The following is a 14,828-nucleotide window of genomic DNA, read 5'->3' on the forward strand; positions in this document are numbered from 1 at the left end:
CGGGGAGGACTTGGTGACCTTCCCGATCTCGGAGGTCGGGGAGTACTGGCCCTTGGTCAGCCCGTAGATCCGGTTGTTGAACAACAGGATGGTCATGTTCACGTTGCGGCGCAGGGCGTGGATCAGGTGGTTCCCGCCGATCGACAGGGCGTCCCCGTCGCCGGTGACGACCCACACACCGAGGTCTTCGCGGGCGGTCGCGACCCCGGTCGCGATCGCGGTGGCGCGGCCGTGGATGGAGTGCATGCCGTAGGAGTCGACGTAGTACGGGAAGCGGGAGGAGCAGCCGATCCCGGAGATGATCACGGTGTTCTCGCGCTTGATCCCGAGTTCGGGCATGAACCCGAGGAACGCGGCCAGCACGGCGTAGTCCCCGCAGCCGGGGCACCAGCGGACCTCCTGGTCGGAGGTGAAGTCCTTGCGGTTCAACGGCGTCAACGACAACGGCACCTTCGCCAGACCCGCGTACGTGCCGGAATTTTCGGTTGCAGTCATCGCTGATCAGTCCTCATCGCTGTGGTAGGTGTGGCCGTCGGTGAAGCCGCCCTGCTGGGCGACGCTGCGTGGCTCGTGGGCGGGATCGAACGGTTCCTGTCGCAGTTCCTCCTCGGTCGCTGCCTGGGCCACATCGGCCCGGCGCAGCAACGCCTCGGACAACTCCGACAACGAAATGGGAAGCCCGCGGATCCGCTCGAAGGACTCGATATCGACCAGGTACTTCGCCCGCAGCACCATCGCGAGCTGGCCGGAGTTCATCTCGGGCACGATCACCCGGTCGTAGGACCGCAGCACCTCGCCGACGTTGGCCGGCAGCGGATTCAGGTGCCGCAGATGCGCCTGGGCGATCCGACCCCCCTCGGCCCGGACCCGACGCACGGCCGCGGTGATCGGACCGTACGAGGAACCCCAGCCGAGCACCAGGACCTTGGCGCCGTCCGGGTCATCGACCGCAAGCTCCGGCACCTCCCGGACCATGCCGTCGATCTTGGCCTGCCGGGTCCGCACCATCAGGTCGTGGTTCTCCGGGTCGTAGGACACGTTGCCCGTGCGCGCGTCCTTCTCCAGCCCGCCGAGCCGATGCTCCAGCCCGGGCGTACCGGGGATCGCCCAGGGCCGGGCGAGGGTTTCCTCATCGCGCAGGTACGGCAGGAAGCGCGGCTTGCCCTTGGCATCGGTCGCGTTCGGCTCGGTCGCCAGATGGGGATCGGTGCTCGGGATGGCAGCCAGGTCGGGCAGTCGCCAGGGCTCGGCGCCGTTGGCGTTGTATCCGTCGGACAGTACAAAGACCGGCGTCCGGTACTTCACCGCCCACCGAGTTGCCTCGATCGCGGCATCGAAGCAGTCCGCCGGCGACTGGGCCGCAATGATCGGCACCGGCGCCTCCCCGTGCCGCCCGTACAGGGACTGCCACAGGTCGGACTGCTCGGTCTTGGTCGGCAAGCCGGTCGAGGGCCCGGCCCGCTGCACGTCGACCACAACCAGCGGCAACTCGGTCATCACCGCCAGCGAAATCGTCTCCGACTTCAACGCAATCCCCGGACCCGAGGAACTGGTGACCCCGAGCGCGCCGGCGAACGACGCCCCCAGGGCCGCGGCCACCGCCGCGATCTCGTCCTCAGCCTGGAACGCGGTCACCCCGAACCGCTTGAGCTTCGACAGCTCGTGCAGCACGTCCGAGGCCGGCGTGATCGGGTACGCCCCGAAGAACATCGGCAGCCCCACCTTGGACGCCCCGACGACCAGGCCGTACGCCATCGCGACGTTCCCGGTGATCTGCCGATAGGTCCCCTGCGGCAGCTTCGCCGGCGACACGGAATAGGTATGGGCGAAGACCTCGGTGGTCTCCCCGAAGGCGTGCCCGGCCCGCAGCGCGGTGATGTTCGCGTCGCGGATCTCCGGCTTCGTGGCGAACTTCTTCTCCAGGAAGGAGACCGTGCCCTCGATCGGGCGGTTGAACATCCAGCACAACAGCCCGAGGGTGAACATGTTCTTCGAGCGGGAGGCGTCCTTGCGGGTGAGCCCGAACTCCTTGACCGCAGCGACGGCCATCCCGGACAGATCCAGCGCGTGCACCTGGTACGCCTCCAGCGAACCGTCCTCCAACGGGTTGGCCGCGTACCCGATCTTCTTCAGGTTCCGGGCGGTGAACTCCGCGCTGTCGGCGATGATCACCGCGCCCCTGGGGACGTCGGTGATGTTCGCCTTCAGCGCCGCGGGGTTCATCGCGACCAGCACATCCGGGCGATCGCCGGGAGTCATGATGTCGTAGTTCGCGAAGTGCAGCTGGAAACTCGACACGCCCGGCAGCGTCCCCTGGGGCGCCCGGATCTCGGCCGGAAAGTTCGGCAGGGTCGAAATATCGTTGCCGAAGACCGCCGAATCGGCGGTGAACCGGTCACCGGTCAGCTGCATCCCGTCACCGGAATCACCCGCGAACCGGATCACCACCCGGTCCAGGTTCTTCACGTCACTCACACCGCACTCCTCCAGGGGCTCGCGACGGGTGGCGGTGCTCTGCAGCAGCCTCACAACGTCGGGAGAATCTAGGCTAATAGTTAGTCTAATAATAATCTCTTATCAGAGATTGCGCTACCCCGCGCGAGATCGCGGGCCCGGACTCAGCCGCGCTCGGCCGGGATCGGCTCTGCCCCGATCCGCGCCTCGATCAGGTCGGCCAGTTCCCCGGCCCAGGCCGCGCGGGCCCGAGCAACCGAAGCCTGGCCCCGGAACACCGCGGATTTCACCAGCATCGCGTACTCGTGGGTCTCCGCCGGACTGCGGGTGAACCGCTCGCGGATCAGGGGCGTCTCCCCCTGCGCCAGCAGTGCCGCATGCTGCTCGGCGCGGACCGCATCGGCTTCCTGGACCTCGACGTACTTGCGCAGACAGGCGATCGCGGCCGCCGGCGGCACCTGATCCAGAAAGACCGCCTGGAGCAGGAAGGGATCCCGCTCGTCGGGGAGGTCGTGCCAGGAACTCAGCCAGGTCACCAGTTCCCGCTCACCGGCCTCGGTGATCCGGTACTCGACCTTGCGCAGCGACTCCCCGCGGACTCCCTCGATCCCCTCGATCAGACCCTGCTCCCGGAGCTTGGCCAGGGCGGGATAGATCTGGGAGTGGGTGGCCGACCACAACCAGCCGGTGGAGGACGCGAGGAACTGGCTCAGTTCGTAGCCGGTCATCGGTCGGGCGGTCAGTACCCCCAGGATCGCGTGCCGCAGACTCATGCTCCGACCCTACTGAAACCCCCGGCGGGGCAATGCGCGAACGGGCGTACGGACACTGGGTCCGTACGCCCGTCGGCAGGGGGTTGATCCCTCACTCGGCGTAGTCGAGCGGGTGCGGTTTGCGCTTCGGGACCAGGACGACGGCCACCAGACCGACGACCGCGACGATCGCGAAGATGTAGAAGTTCCAACCCGAACCGAGCGAGGAGGCCAGGACCGCGCCGCCGATGATCGGGCCGAGGATGGCGCCCAGGCGGCCGATACCGAGCGCCCAGCCGATGCCGGTGCCGCGCATCGGAGCCGGGTAGTACGAGGTGACGAACGGGTTGATCAGGTTCTGCGTCCCGATCGCCCCCTGGCCGCCGATCGCGACCAGCACCCACAGCAGCCACATGTCCGGACGCAGGCTCAGGGCCACGGCGCTGATCACCGCGAGGGTGAACGAGATGGCGATGACGGGCTTGGAGCCGAACCGGTCCGCGGCCCAGCCGGCAATCAGCGAGCCGATGATCGAGCCCAGGTTGAACAGCAGCAGGAAGGTGAGCGCGGAGCCCATCGGGTAGCCCTGCTTGCGCATGATCTCCGGGAGCCAGGTGTTCAGGCCGTAGACCAGCAGCAGGGCGCAGAAGGCGGCCGCCCAGAACAGCAGGGTCGCCGGCAGCAGGCCGTGCCGGAACAGGTCCACCGGGGTGCCCCGCTTGGCGGCGGTACGCGGCTGCGGGACGTCGACGTCGAGTTTGGCCGCCAGGGCCGAGGCGGCGGCGCTCTTGCCGCGGGAGACCAGGTAGTCCAGGGATTCCGGCAGGAACTTCAGCGCCGGCAGGACCACGATGATCAGCGGGGCGGCGCCGATCAGGTACATCACCCGCCAGCTGGCGACGGGCAGGATGGCCAGGGCCAGGCCGGCCGCGAGGATGCCGCCCACGGCGAAGCCGGACTGCATGATCACGTAGACCAGGTTGCCGCGGCCCTTCGGGGCATACTCGACGACCATCGCAGTCGCCGACGGCATGCAACCGCCCAGACCGAGCCCGCACATGAAGCGGGCGAGCGCGAACAGTCCCAGGCTGGGGGCGAGTGCGGCCACGATCATCCACAGCGAGAACCAGACCACCGAGGCGATCAGGATCTTGCGGCGGCCGAACCGATCGGCCAGGGTCCCCACGGTCAGCGCACCGATCATCATGCCGATCAGGGCGTAGCTGCCGACCAGGCCGGCCTGAGCGGGATTGATGCCCCATTCGGCCATGATCCGGGACACGGTGGTGCCGAAGACGACCAGGTCGTAGCCGTCGAAGGTGATCGCCAGGGCGCAGATGGCGACGAGGCCGGCGAGCTTGCCGCCGCGCAGGCCCTGCCTGGGGCCGGTGGTTACTTCAGTGGTGCTCATGCGTGGTCCTCGCTCCAGGTCGGGCCGTCGGTCAGGGCGCCCTGCCACATGTCGATGAAGTCGGGCAGGGTGGGGTCGAAGCGCCGCGGGGTCCACTCGCCGTGGATCTCGCGGACGCCGAAGGAGTACTCCCAGGTCACGTCCTCGGGACCGTAGAAGTAGAGGAAGATGGCGGTCGACTGCGGGTGTCGGCCCGGGCCCATCTGGATCTTCACGCCCTGCTTCTTGAGGAAGTTCCAGCTGCGCATGATGTCGTCGAAGGAGCCGACCTGGAAGTTGACGTGCCCCAGGCCGGTCGCCTCGTTGAACAGGGCGAGCTTGTGGTGCACGGGGTCGAAGCGCATCAGGCAGGCGCGGTCACCGATCCAGTCGGAGATCAGGAAACCGAAGTTGTCCGACCAGAAGCGCTGACCGGCTTCGACGTCGGGCACCTCGAGGCCGAGATGGCCGAACTCGGTGATACCGGCGGGCCGGGTGAACCGGACCGGGCGGGAGACCACCTGGGTCATCCCGGTGACCAGTTCGACCACGTTGTTGCCGGGGGAGACGAAGCTGATCATGCCGCGGACGTGGCGCAGGGCGCAGTCCTCGGCGGTACCGGCGGTGACCTCGAGGCCCTGCGACCGCAGGTGCTCGGCGGCGGCATCCAGGGCTGCCTGGTCACGCAGCTGGAAGGCGCTGGCCAGCGAGCGGGGCTCGCCCTGCTCGAAGATGACGCTCTGGTAGCGGTCATCGGAGCGGAAGTGCGCGGTGGTCTCGGTGCGCTCCATCAGCTCCAGGCCGACGATGCGCTGCACGAACTCGATCTGGGTGTCCAGATCCTGTGTGCCGATGCGTACGTAGGCGAGATCATCGACGGTGATCATCTGGGTCCTCGTTCTCTGGTTGGGTCGAAGTTTTCGGGCTCGGATCACAGCCCGGGGAGCAGCGGGCTCGGCAGGGCTGTGGTGCTCGGGTGAGCGGGTGGTCGCTCCGGGTGGAGCGGGGATCAGGTGGTGCGGGTACTCAGTGCGACAGGTGCTGCCACAGGCGGGTGAGCAGTTCGGTCTGGGTGGTACGCCAGGCGTCCTGCTCGTCGGTGGGCAGCGGGACGGGCGTACCGGCGGAGCGGGCGCGGACATTGAGTCGCGCGGAGTACTCCAGGACCCACATCAGGGCGGTGGCCGCCGCAACGGTGGGACCGACGGTGAGAGCGCCGTTGCCGCGCAGCACCAGGGCCGTGCCGTCGCCGAGGGATTCGGCAATTCGGCGGCCCAGTTCCGGATCGCGGGCCAGGCGGGAGTCGGTGTGGACCGGTACTGCCGCGCCGCAGAAGCTGCCCTGTCCGTGCAACGGGAGGATCGGGTCGCGGGTGGCATCGGCGGCGGCGACCCACTCCGGCTGGGCGCGGCAGATGGCCGCCACGTCCGGGCGTACGGCATAGATCGCCAGGTGCAGCCAGGCCTCCTTGGGCGCCCCCTCGGGCAGGCCGGTGGTTTCGGCGTCCGCGGGTACGGCGACGAGGTCGGTCTCGCTGAGCGACCCCAGCGGTTTGCCGGGAGTGATCAGCATGCCCTCGGGCGTACGCCGGGACACGTGGCCGAACGCGGTGACCAACTCGTGGTGGGCCAGCAGGCGTCCGGCGGCGGGGATATCTGACGTCGATGTCATGGATAGAACTTCATCATGCTCGGCCCAACATGTCAACTTCGACATATTTGCCTAGGCATATTGGACTGGCCACGTTGCTTGGGAAAGTCGAGGGGTGTGGCCGCCCGGGACCCGCGACAGTTGAGCGCCGTCCCGCGACGGGTCGGTCAGGTGACTGGCTTCCCGCGATGGATCCGGCGGCGGGACCGCTTCCCGCGACAGATACGGCAGGCGGGTCCCTACCCGCGACAGTCAGCTCGACTCAGCGGCCCTGCCGGCCGTCCAGCACCCATGGCAGCAATCGCGGGAGGCCTTTGCCATCGCCGTGTGATCTCTTCTGAAGCAGGAAGGGGCCGACGTGCCCAGCCGGGTTGCCGCCGGCGGTCCCGGGCGGCGTACCCCCACGGGGCACGAGGACGCCACCGAGCGATGGTCCGACAGATCCGGGGATGGCTCCGGTCTCCCGCGATTGCTGCAACACCCGCGCGTTGACCAGAGCCGTCGCCGGGTAGACGGATCCATCGCACGGCGGGGTCTAACTGCCGAAGCTGTCGCGGGAAGCCCCCGGGCCTCCGAAGCTGTCGCGGGAAGCCCCCGGGCCCCCGAACCTGTCGCTGGCAGCCCACCCGGCCCGAAAACGACGTACGCCCACACCGCAACGGCGGGATGGGCGTACGAGTCAGCGCGGCTCAGCCACGCACGGGGATCTCCTTGACCGCCGGCTTGCTGACGGTCGCGAAGAAGTCATTGCCCTTGTCGTCGACGATGATGAACGCGGGGAAGTTCTCCACCTCGATCCGCCAGACGGCTTCCATGCCGAGTTCGGGGTACTCCAGCACCTCGACCTTCTTGATGCAGTCCTTGGCCAGCCGCGCGGCCGGGCCGCCGATCGAGCCGAGGTAGAACCCACCGTGCTTGGCACAGGCCTCGGTCACCTGCTTCGACCGGTTCCCCTTGGCCAGCATCACCATCGACCCACCGGCGGCCTGGAACTGGTCCACGTAGGAGTCCATCCGTCCGGCCGTGGTCGGCCCGAAGGAGCCCGAGGCCATCCCCTGCGGAGTCTTGGCCGGACCGGCGTAGTAGACCGGGTGATCCTTCAGGTACTGCGGCATCTCGCCGCCACCGTCCAGCAGTTCCTTGATCTTGGCGTGCGCGATGTCGCGCGCCACGACCAGCGTGCCGGTCAGCGACAGCCGGGTCTTCACCGGGTGCTTGGTCAGCTCGGCCAGGATGTCGGCCATCGGCTGGTCCAGATTGACCTCGACCGCCGCGGCCTCCTCCCCGACATGCTCGTCGGTCACCTCGGGCAGGTAGTGCGACGGATCGAACTCCAACTGCTCGATGAACACGCCCTCCGGGGTGATCTTGCCGCGGCACTGCCGGTCCGCCGAGCAGGAGACCGCAACCGCGACCGGCAGCGAGGCGCCGTGGCGCGGCAGCCGGATCACCCGGACGTCGTGGCAGAAGTACTTGCCCCCGAACTGGGCCCCGATCCCGAAGTCCTGGGTCAGCTTCAGGACCTTTTCCTCCATCTCCGGATCCCGGAAGCCGTGCCCGGTCGCCGAGCCGCTGGTGGGCAGTTCGTCCAGGTACTTCGCCGAGGCGTACTTGGCCGTCTTCAGCGCGAACTCCGCCGACGTGCCGCCGATCACGACCGCGAGGTGGTAGGGCGGGCAGGCGGCGGTGCCGAGGAGGCGCAGCTTCTCATCCAGGAAGCGCATCATCGCGTCCTCGTTCAGGATCGCCTTGGTCTCCTGGAACAGGTAGGACTTGTTGGCCGAGCCGCCGCCCTTGGCCATGAAGTGGAAGTGGTACTCCAGCGCGTGGTCGGCGTGGGTGTCGGCGTCGATCTCGATCTGGGCGGGCAGGTTCGTGCCGGTGTTCTTCTCCTCCCACATCGTCAGCGGCGCGTTCTGGGAGTAGCGCAGGTTGTCCTTCTGGTACGCGTTGTACACCCCGCGGGACAGCGCCTCCTCATCGCGGACGCCCTCGGCGGTCAGCACGTGCGCGCCCTTGTGCCCGGAGATGATCGCGGTGCCGGTGTCCTGACACATGGGCAGTACGCCGCCGGCGGAGATGTTGACGTTCTTCAACAGGTCCAGCGCGACGAACCGGTCGTTGTTGGACGCCTCCGGGTCGGCCAGGATCTTCTCCAACTGCGCCAGATGGGCCGGTCGCAGATAGTGCGCGATGTCGTGCATGGCGGCCTCGGCCAGCTGGGTCATCGCCTCCGGGGCGACCTCCAGGAACCGGCGGCCCCCGGGGCCGTCGAGGACGCGGACCCCGTCGCTGGTGATCTTGCGGTAGGTGGTCTTGTCCTCGCCCACCGGCAGCAGGTCGGTGTACACGAATTCGGGCATCGTTCAGGCTCCTCAGCACGCGGCGGATACGCCCGTCATCTTGTCACGCCCGGCGCGGCATTTCCGGGCTTGTGCGCTCATGGCTGGTGCGAACTCGGGACCTTTCGGGTGTGCCGCAGGCCTCCCGAGGCAACCGGGTCGGCTACCTTGGCCGCATGATCGCACGTGCAGTCACCGTGGCGGCGGTGATCGTCGTCCTGGCGGTGACCGGCTGTACCAAGGGGCCCGACGGCTCATCGCCCACCGCGCCGGCCGGTTCCGCCGGCCAGAGTGCCGACCCCGGTTCGGCCGCCGATCCGACCGCGGCGCGGGAGGCCGCGCCCGAGGGGGCCCGGTTCACTTTCGACCAGGCCGCCCGCTGGCCCGACGGGGTCGAGGTACAGGTCACCACGATCACCGCCCGTACTGCCACCGCGACCGAACGCGGCGCCGAGGGCACCGACGGTCACCTCGTGGAGGCCGACATCCAGGTCAGCAACGGTTCCGACCAGCCGTTCGACACCGCCCAGGTCGCGGTCTGGGGCTACTACGACCGGGTCGGCGCCCCCAAGGTGTCCGACTCCTCCGGTCGCCTCGGCGTACGTCTGGCCGGCGTGCTGCAGCCCGGGGAGACCGGTCAGGTGCCGATGGGCTTCGCGATTCCGGCCGATCGGCTCGGTGCGGTGACGGTGATGATCGTCGGTGATTCGGCCCATCCGGCGGTGCAGTTCAGCGGTGCGGTGAGCGCCGGCTGAACCGCCCGAGGGCGTACGCCCGCCCGGGGCGGGCGGCGGGAACAAAGCCGACCCGATCACTGTTGACTATTCTCGACGTCATCACCAGCGACTGAGAGGTTTGACATGTCGGAGGACATTCGCGACATCATCATCGTGGGCAGCGGCCCCGCCGGTTGGACCGCGGCCGTGTACGCTGCCCGGGCCGACCTGAAACCGCTGGTGCTGGAGGGCTCGGTGACCGCCGGTGGCGCCCTGATGGACACCACCGATGTCGAGAACTTCCCCGGCTTCCCCGAGGGCATCATGGGCCCGGACCTGATGGACAACATGCGCAAGCAGGCCGAGCGGTTCGGTGCCGAGATCATCACCGATGACGCCGTCGAGCTGGATCTGACCGGCGACATCAAGGTCGTCACCGACGGCTCGGGCACGGTCTACCGCTCGCGTGCGGTGATCCTGGCGATGGGCTCCGGTTACCGCAAGCTGGGGCTGCCCGGTGAGGAGCGACTCTCCGGCAAGGGGGTCTCCTGGTGTGCCACCTGTGACGGCTTCTTCTTCCGGGGCAAGGATCTCGCGGTGATCGGCGGCGGCGATTCCGCGGTCGAGGAGGCCACCTTCCTGACCAAGTTCGCCAACTCGGTCACCCTGGTACACCGCCGCGACCAGTTGCGCGCCTCCGCGATCATGGCCCGCCGCGCCGAGAACGACCCGAAGATCAAGTTCGCCTGGAACTCCGCGGTCACCGACATCCACGGCGAGGGGTCGCTGGAGGGGCTGACCCTGACCGACACCGTCACCGGCGAGACCCGGGAACTCCCCGTCCAGGGCATGTTCGTCGCGATCGGCCACGACCCCCGCTCCGAACTGGTCAAGGGCCAGGTGGACCTGGACGCCGGGGGCTACGTGCTCACCGAGGGCCGCACCACCCGGACCAACCTGCCCGGTGTCTTCGCCTGCGGCGACCTGGTCGACCACACCTACCGGCAGGCGATCACCGCCGCCGGCTCCGGGTGCTCGGCCGCGCTGGACGCCGAGAAGTACCTCGCCGATCTGGCCGATGTCGCTGATGTTGCCGATCTCGCGGAGCAGACCGCCTGACCCACCGGGACCATCCGGACCGAACGCCACGACCGCTGCGGTCGTGGCGTTTTCCATGTTCGCCGGGTCCGGCTTCTTCCGTGTTCGCCGGGCCCGGCTCCCGTCGGGCGGGCTGCGGGCCATTGTCCGGCAGGCTTGCGCCGGGAATACTGTTTTGGTTGGCTGCTGTCCTGATCGCGGACGGCGCGATCGGAGGAGGCATGGCGTGGACGCTGCGGCGGTGGACGAGGTGACCGACGACACCTTTGCCGACCTGGTCCTCGGCTCGCCGCTGCCGGTGCTGGTCGACTACACCGCCGACTGGTGTGCTCCGGGCCGGCAGCAGGAGCCGGTGCTCGCCGAACTGGCGCGGGCGTACGCGGGCCGGATGCGGTTCCTGCGCCTGGACACCGCGCTCAATCCGGCCAGCCCCGCCGACCATCAGGTGACCCACCTGCCGACCATTCAGATCTACGCCGACGGTGCGCTGACCCACACCGTGCGCGGAGCCCGACCCAAGGCGGAATTGATCCGGGTGATCGAGGACCACCTCGACCCCGACCGCCCCAGCCACGTGCCAGCGAAGGACGAGTGCGATGAGTGATTCCCGGCCCCAGCCCGGACCTGACGACGAGACCTCCCACCTGCGCAGCCCCGAAGCCACGCCGCGCAACGCCGAGCCCGGGCCGGTCGACCCGAGCGAGGACGAGCTCGTCGACCCGGAGGCCGACGACCACACCCGGCCGACCAGCAAGGTCCCGCTGATCGTGATGGGGGTCATGCTGGCACTGCTGCTGGCCACCGGCGGCGTGATCGGCTACCTGTTCACCCAACGCAACCGGGAACCGGTGGCCACCGCCACCGCCGAGCCCACCGGGAAGCCCGAACTCCCGGTCACTGCGGGCAACCTGAACCGTCCGCCGGGCGAACCGCAGGCCACCTCCGAGGCCCCCAGCCCCGGCTCGGACACCGGTCGGCAGATCGTCACGGCCACCTATTACGAGAACGACCAGCCCGCCTACATCGTGATCGCGGCCCGCCCGGTTGCCGACAAGAAGGCCCTGCTGGAGGAACAGTTGCAGGCCCGCGGCGTACGCCAGCTCGGCACCGCCCTCTGCGGCCGCGAATCCCGGGACCTGGACGTGTGTGCGGTGAACCGCTCCTACACGGTGCTGCTGGTGATCGGCCAGCGCTCGCAGAAGCCCGAGGAGATCGTGGCGGCCGCCGAGGTCCTGCTGCAGAACACCAAGTAGCCCCCGCGGCCCCGCCGGGCGGCCCCAAGCCTGCCCGCGACAGCGGGCTCAGCCGCGCCGGCGGCGGGCCAGGCCGATTCCGGCGGCGGTCACAGCGCCGACGCCGAGCACCACCAGGGCGCCACCACTGATCATCCGGGTGGTGTCGTCGCGCACCAGATGCCGGCGCGGCAGGTCGGGAACCCCCTGCACCGCGCCGCTCAGCGCGACAGTCAGATGCACGTCGGTCGGGGCACCCGCATCCGGCACGATCACCGACACCAGATAGTCCCCGGCCTGCGTGCTCAGCGCGGCCCGGTCGGTGCCGGAGGCTCGGTACACCACCGGCGGACAGGTGACATTCACCGTCTTCCGGCCGGTCTCGGTACCCACCTCCGCCAGCGCCGGGTTGAGCACCGTGACCGCTCCCGAACCCGCCTCCTCCGGCAGGGTCAGCGTCAGCTGCAGCGCCTGCCCCCACTGCACCGGCACCGAGAAGTACGCCGGCCGGTTCGGCTCCAGCCGGGTACTGACGGTGCCGGTCTCGACCACGGCCGGTTCGGTCAGCGATCCGGGCGCCACCGGCCTGGGATCGCTGGCGATCAGCGTGGTCGACCGAACCGTCGGCAGCGCGGTCGGCAGTTGCTCGATATTGCGCGCCGGTGGGAGCGGGGAGGCGCGCAGCAGCAGCGGCAGTTCCCCGGGCTGGTCCCCGCCGGTGGCGTACATTCGACGCCGCTCGAGGACGACGTAGACCGCGAGTTGTTCGCTGCAGGACCCCGCGAAGGGATCCACCAGTGCGCTCACCGGGCCGGAGCGGGAGTGCGCCGAGGCCGAGTCGGTGACACACTCTTCTCCGGTCTCGGTCACCACCGCCAGGTCGAATCCGTCCGGGAGCCCACCGATCTCCGCCGCCGCCGAGATCTGCCAGCGCTCGGCGAGGTCGGCACGGGCCAGGCGATAGTGCCGCTGCGCGGTGGGCGTCCCGACCGGGCCCAGGGTGTCGCGATAGTCCGCCGCGGTGATCGCCGGCGCACCGGTGCGATTCGGGGTGCCCGTGATCGGCCGGGGGGCGGCGTACGCCCCGACCCACCCGGTGCCGGCGACCACGACCCCGATTCCGACAGCCGCAATCGCCCGGCGCACCCGGCGCCCGCGCCGGACCGCCGCGGGCGACCCGGTCAGCTGGCTGGTCCCCATCTGGCTCCTGTGGTCGACGAAACTCTGTGCGGCTGACGATACCGGGGACGCTGACCGGTGGCCCTATCCCGTCTAGGGTGAACGCCATGGGTGAGATCTTCGCGGGACGCTACGAACTCGTCGACCCCATCGCCGAGGGTGGCGCCGGTAGCGTGTGGCGGGTCTGGGACCGCAAGGAGCGGGTCTATCGGGCGGCGAAGATCCTCAAGCAGTCCGATTCGGGGTCGATCCTCCGCTTCATCCGGGAGACCGGGCACAAGATCGACCACCCGCATGTGCTGGCCCCGTTGAACTGGGCCGGGGAGGACGACCGGGTCCTGCTCACCATGGAACTGGCCCACGGCGGGTCGCTGGCCACCATGCTCGCCGACTACGGCGGCCTGCCCGACTGGTGGGCGATGGTGGTCATCGATCAGTTGCTCGACGCGCTGACCGTGGTGCACGGCCGGGGCCTGGTCCACCGCGACATCAAGCCCGGCAACCTGTTGCTGGATGCCACCGGCACCGGGCTGCCGTGGATCTGGCTGGCCGACTTCGGGATCGCCGCGCGGGCGGAGGATCCCCGGCTCACCCACCTGAGCCAGGTGGTCGGTACCCCCGGCTATATGTCGCAACTCGCCCGTGCCGGCGCCGATCCCGCACCGGCGCAGGATCTGTACGCCACCGCGGCGGTGTTCTCCGAGTTGCTCACCGGGATGCGGCCGATCGAGGACCAACCGCTCCCGGTCGGGGCGGCCAGCCATTTGGCCGAGTTCGTCGAGCAACTCGCCCGGGACTCCGGAACCGGCTTTCCCAGCGCCGCGGCCGCCCGGGCAGCGCTGCGCCGGATCACCGCGGTCACCGATCCGGAAAGCGACCCGATCGAGGTGTTCGACCAGATCGGTCCGCTGCCGGCGGGCTGGGCGGCCGACGGGCCGATCGCGGCGGGTTCGGAGGATGCCGCCACCGAGGCGCTGGACCGGGATCGCCCCGGTAACGCCCACCCGGCCACCCAGGTGCAGCCGGTCCCGGCGCCGACCCGGCTCGACGCCGCGGCCGCGACCCGCTTCGACGCCCCGGCACCCGCCGCGGCACCGGCGTACCCGGTCGAGGAGCCCCGTTCGTACGCCTCCGGACCCACGCCGACCGCAACCACGCCGACCGCAACCACGCCCGGACCCGTCGACAACGGCCTGGCCCGGCGCTCCGATCCCAACCCGCCGGCGCCCGGTGGCCCTAAGAATGCCCGGCAAAACTCGCGTATTCGGTGGTGGATTCTCGGTACTGTGGGGCTGCTGTTGATTTCTGGGGGAATAATCATCCTTGTGGCGTGAGATCGTCACTTTGCTAAGGCAAAAAGGTCCCTAGAATGGAAGTTATGCGAGACACCACCGACGAGGTGACCCAAACCCGACAACGTCAGATCGAACTGTACGGCGAGCCCCTGCAGGACGTGCTCGGCCGCTGCGCCGCGATCCTTCGGCTGACCCAGGTACGCATGGCGGAATACCTCGGCATTTCCGCCCCGATGCTGAGCCAGTTGATCAATGGGCACCGAATCAAAATCGGTAATCCGGCGGCGGCCCAGCGATTGCAGTGGATGATCCAGATCACCAGGCAGGTGGAATCCGGCGAACTCGGCCACGATGACGCGATCAGCCAGCTGGAGAACAATGCCCACAAGAATGACGTGTTCTCCAATGCCACCACCTCCACCACCGGAAAGCGGGCCCGGCATTTGGCCGCCGATGTGCAGGAGTTGTGCCGCTCGGTCGCCTCGGCCGGTGAGTTCATCGAGGCCGCGAACACCCTGCGCGCCAGCCATCCGGAGATCGCGGAGTTCCTGCATGTGTTCGGCGCCGAGCGGGCCGACCGCGCGGTCGACTACACCAATCGGCTGCGCGGCAGCTGACTCACGCGTCCGAACCGGTCGCCTTCGGCGCTTCCGAACCGGTCGCCTTCGGCGCTTCCGAACCGGTCGCCTTCGGCGCTTCCGAACCGGTCGCCTTCGGCGC

14 protein-coding genes are annotated in these 14,828 nt (G+C 69.1%); 6 read left to right on the forward strand and 8 right to left on the reverse strand.

The genetic code is table 11. The annotated features are described in order from the left end of the window. The 7 genes from G531_RS0116920 to G531_RS0116950 all read right to left on the reverse strand — a co-directional run. On the reverse strand, positions 1 to 495 hold a 495-nt coding region (locus G531_RS0116920; RefSeq protein WP_026928130.1), incomplete at its 3' end, for a thiamine pyrophosphate-dependent enzyme. 6 nt (positions 496 to 501) lie between these two features. Next, the gene (locus G531_RS23590; RefSeq protein WP_373277296.1) at positions 502 to 2,520 is read right to left on the reverse strand and encodes a 2-oxoacid:acceptor oxidoreductase subunit alpha; all 2,019 of its coding nucleotides are present in this window, start codon (positions 2,518 to 2,520) and stop codon (positions 502 to 504) included. Between the two features lie 98 nt (positions 2,521 to 2,618). Beyond that, the gene (locus tag G531_RS23595) at positions 2,619 to 3,227 is read right to left on the reverse strand and encodes a PadR family transcriptional regulator (RefSeq protein ID WP_051215653.1); all 609 of its coding nucleotides are present in this window, start codon (positions 3,225 to 3,227) and stop codon (positions 2,619 to 2,621) included. A 91-nt stretch (positions 3,228 to 3,318) separates the two neighbouring features. Beyond that, complete coding sequence (locus G531_RS0116935; protein ID WP_060929996.1) at positions 3,319 to 4,617, reverse strand: MFS transporter; 1,299 nt, start codon at positions 4,615 to 4,617, stop codon at positions 3,319 to 3,321. Beyond that, complete coding sequence (locus tag G531_RS0116940; protein WP_026928132.1) at positions 4,614 to 5,483, reverse strand: VOC family protein; 870 nt, start codon at positions 5,481 to 5,483, stop codon at positions 4,614 to 4,616. Before G531_RS0116940 ends, G531_RS0116935 begins: the two co-directional genes overlap by 4 nt. A gap of 139 nt (positions 5,484 to 5,622) precedes the next feature. Beyond that, positions 5,623 to 6,267 carry a class II aldolase/adducin family protein gene (locus tag G531_RS0116945; protein WP_026928133.1) on the reverse strand — a complete coding sequence of 215 codons (645 nt, stop codon included), beginning with the start codon at positions 6,265 to 6,267 and terminating at the stop codon, positions 5,623 to 5,625. A 668-nt stretch (positions 6,268 to 6,935) separates the two neighbouring features. Further along, positions 6,936 to 8,609: a fumarate hydratase gene (locus tag G531_RS0116950; RefSeq protein WP_026928134.1), complete on the reverse strand. Its 1,674-nt coding sequence runs from the start codon at positions 8,607 to 8,609 to the stop codon at positions 6,936 to 6,938. A 155-nt stretch (positions 8,610 to 8,764) separates the two neighbouring features. On the opposite strand from G531_RS0116950, the gene G531_RS0116955 reads away from it, so the two are divergent. The 4 genes from G531_RS0116955 (at position 8,765) to G531_RS0116970 (ending at position 11,655) form a co-directional block, all read left to right on the forward strand. After that, complete coding sequence (locus G531_RS0116955; RefSeq protein ID WP_026928135.1) at positions 8,765 to 9,343, forward strand: hypothetical protein; 579 nt, start codon at positions 8,765 to 8,767, stop codon at positions 9,341 to 9,343. Between the two features lie 105 nt (positions 9,344 to 9,448). Beyond that, a complete protein-coding gene (gene trxB, locus G531_RS23600) occupies positions 9,449 to 10,423 on the forward strand; it encodes a thioredoxin-disulfide reductase (protein WP_035759551.1) in 975 nt (324 codons plus the stop codon). Positions 10,424 to 10,628: 205 nt separating this feature from the next. After that, positions 10,629 to 11,006, forward strand: a complete 378-nt coding sequence (locus tag G531_RS25410; RefSeq protein WP_169515886.1) for a thioredoxin family protein — start codon at positions 10,629 to 10,631, stop codon at positions 11,004 to 11,006. Beyond that, positions 10,999 to 11,655 (forward strand): hypothetical protein, encoded by a 657-nt coding sequence (locus tag G531_RS0116970; protein WP_026928136.1) that lies wholly within the window; start codon positions 10,999 to 11,001, stop codon positions 11,653 to 11,655. Before G531_RS25410 ends, G531_RS0116970 begins: the two co-directional genes overlap by 8 nt. Positions 11,656 to 11,703: 48 nt before the next feature. On the opposite strand, the gene G531_RS0116975 is transcribed toward G531_RS0116970, so the two are convergent. After that, positions 11,704 to 12,834 (reverse strand): hypothetical protein, encoded by a 1,131-nt coding sequence (locus G531_RS0116975; protein WP_026928137.1) that lies wholly within the window; start codon positions 12,832 to 12,834, stop codon positions 11,704 to 11,706. An 86-nt stretch (positions 12,835 to 12,920) separates the two neighbouring features. Between G531_RS0116975 and G531_RS23610 the strand changes: the two genes are divergently transcribed. After that, positions 12,921 to 14,147 carry a serine/threonine-protein kinase gene (locus tag G531_RS23610; protein ID WP_051215654.1) on the forward strand — a complete coding sequence of 409 codons (1,227 nt, stop codon included), beginning with the start codon at positions 12,921 to 12,923 and terminating at the stop codon, positions 14,145 to 14,147. A gap of 44 nt (positions 14,148 to 14,191) precedes the next feature. Further along, the gene (locus tag G531_RS0116985; RefSeq protein ID WP_026928138.1) at positions 14,192 to 14,725 is read left to right on the forward strand and encodes a hypothetical protein; all 534 of its coding nucleotides are present in this window, start codon (positions 14,192 to 14,194) and stop codon (positions 14,723 to 14,725) included. Positions 14,726 to 14,828: the final 103 nt, after the last annotated feature.

Source organism: Granulicoccus phenolivorans DSM 17626 = NBRC 107789 = JCM 15570 (assembly GCF_000423085.1).
Lineage (GTDB): Bacteria > Actinomycetota > Actinomycetes > Propionibacteriales > Propionibacteriaceae > Granulicoccus > Granulicoccus phenolivorans.

Excerpts from the sequence above, each read along its gene's own strand:
- G531_RS0116945 (WP_026928133.1), bottom strand. The coding sequence starts at position 6,267 with ATGACATCGACGTCAGATATCCCCGCCGCCGGACGCCTGCTGGCCCAC.
- G531_RS0116935 (WP_060929996.1), bottom strand. The coding sequence starts at position 4,617 with ATGAGCACCACTGAAGTAACCACCGGCCCCAGGCAGGGCCTGCGCGGC.
- G531_RS0116955 (WP_026928135.1), top strand. The coding sequence starts at position 8,765 with ATGATCGCACGTGCAGTCACCGTGGCGGCGGTGATCGTCGTCCTGGCG.
- G531_RS0116950 (WP_026928134.1), bottom strand. The coding sequence starts at position 8,609 with ATGCCCGAATTCGTGTACACCGACCTGCTGCCGGTGGGCGAGGACAAG.
- G531_RS0116975 (WP_026928137.1), bottom strand. The coding sequence starts at position 12,834 with ATGGGGACCAGCCAGCTGACCGGGTCGCCCGCGGCGGTCCGGCGCGGG.
- G531_RS0116985 (WP_026928138.1), top strand. The coding sequence starts at position 14,192 with ATGCGAGACACCACCGACGAGGTGACCCAAACCCGACAACGTCAGATC.
- trxB (WP_035759551.1), top strand. The coding sequence starts at position 9,449 with ATGTCGGAGGACATTCGCGACATCATCATCGTGGGCAGCGGCCCCGCC.
- G531_RS0116970 (WP_026928136.1), top strand. The coding sequence starts at position 10,999 with ATGAGTGATTCCCGGCCCCAGCCCGGACCTGACGACGAGACCTCCCAC.
- G531_RS23595 (WP_051215653.1), bottom strand. The coding sequence starts at position 3,227 with ATGAGTCTGCGGCACGCGATCCTGGGGGTACTGACCGCCCGACCGATG.
- G531_RS0116940 (WP_026928132.1), bottom strand. The coding sequence starts at position 5,483 with ATGATCACCGTCGATGATCTCGCCTACGTACGCATCGGCACACAGGAT.
- G531_RS23610 (WP_051215654.1), top strand. The coding sequence starts at position 12,921 with ATGGGTGAGATCTTCGCGGGACGCTACGAACTCGTCGACCCCATCGCC.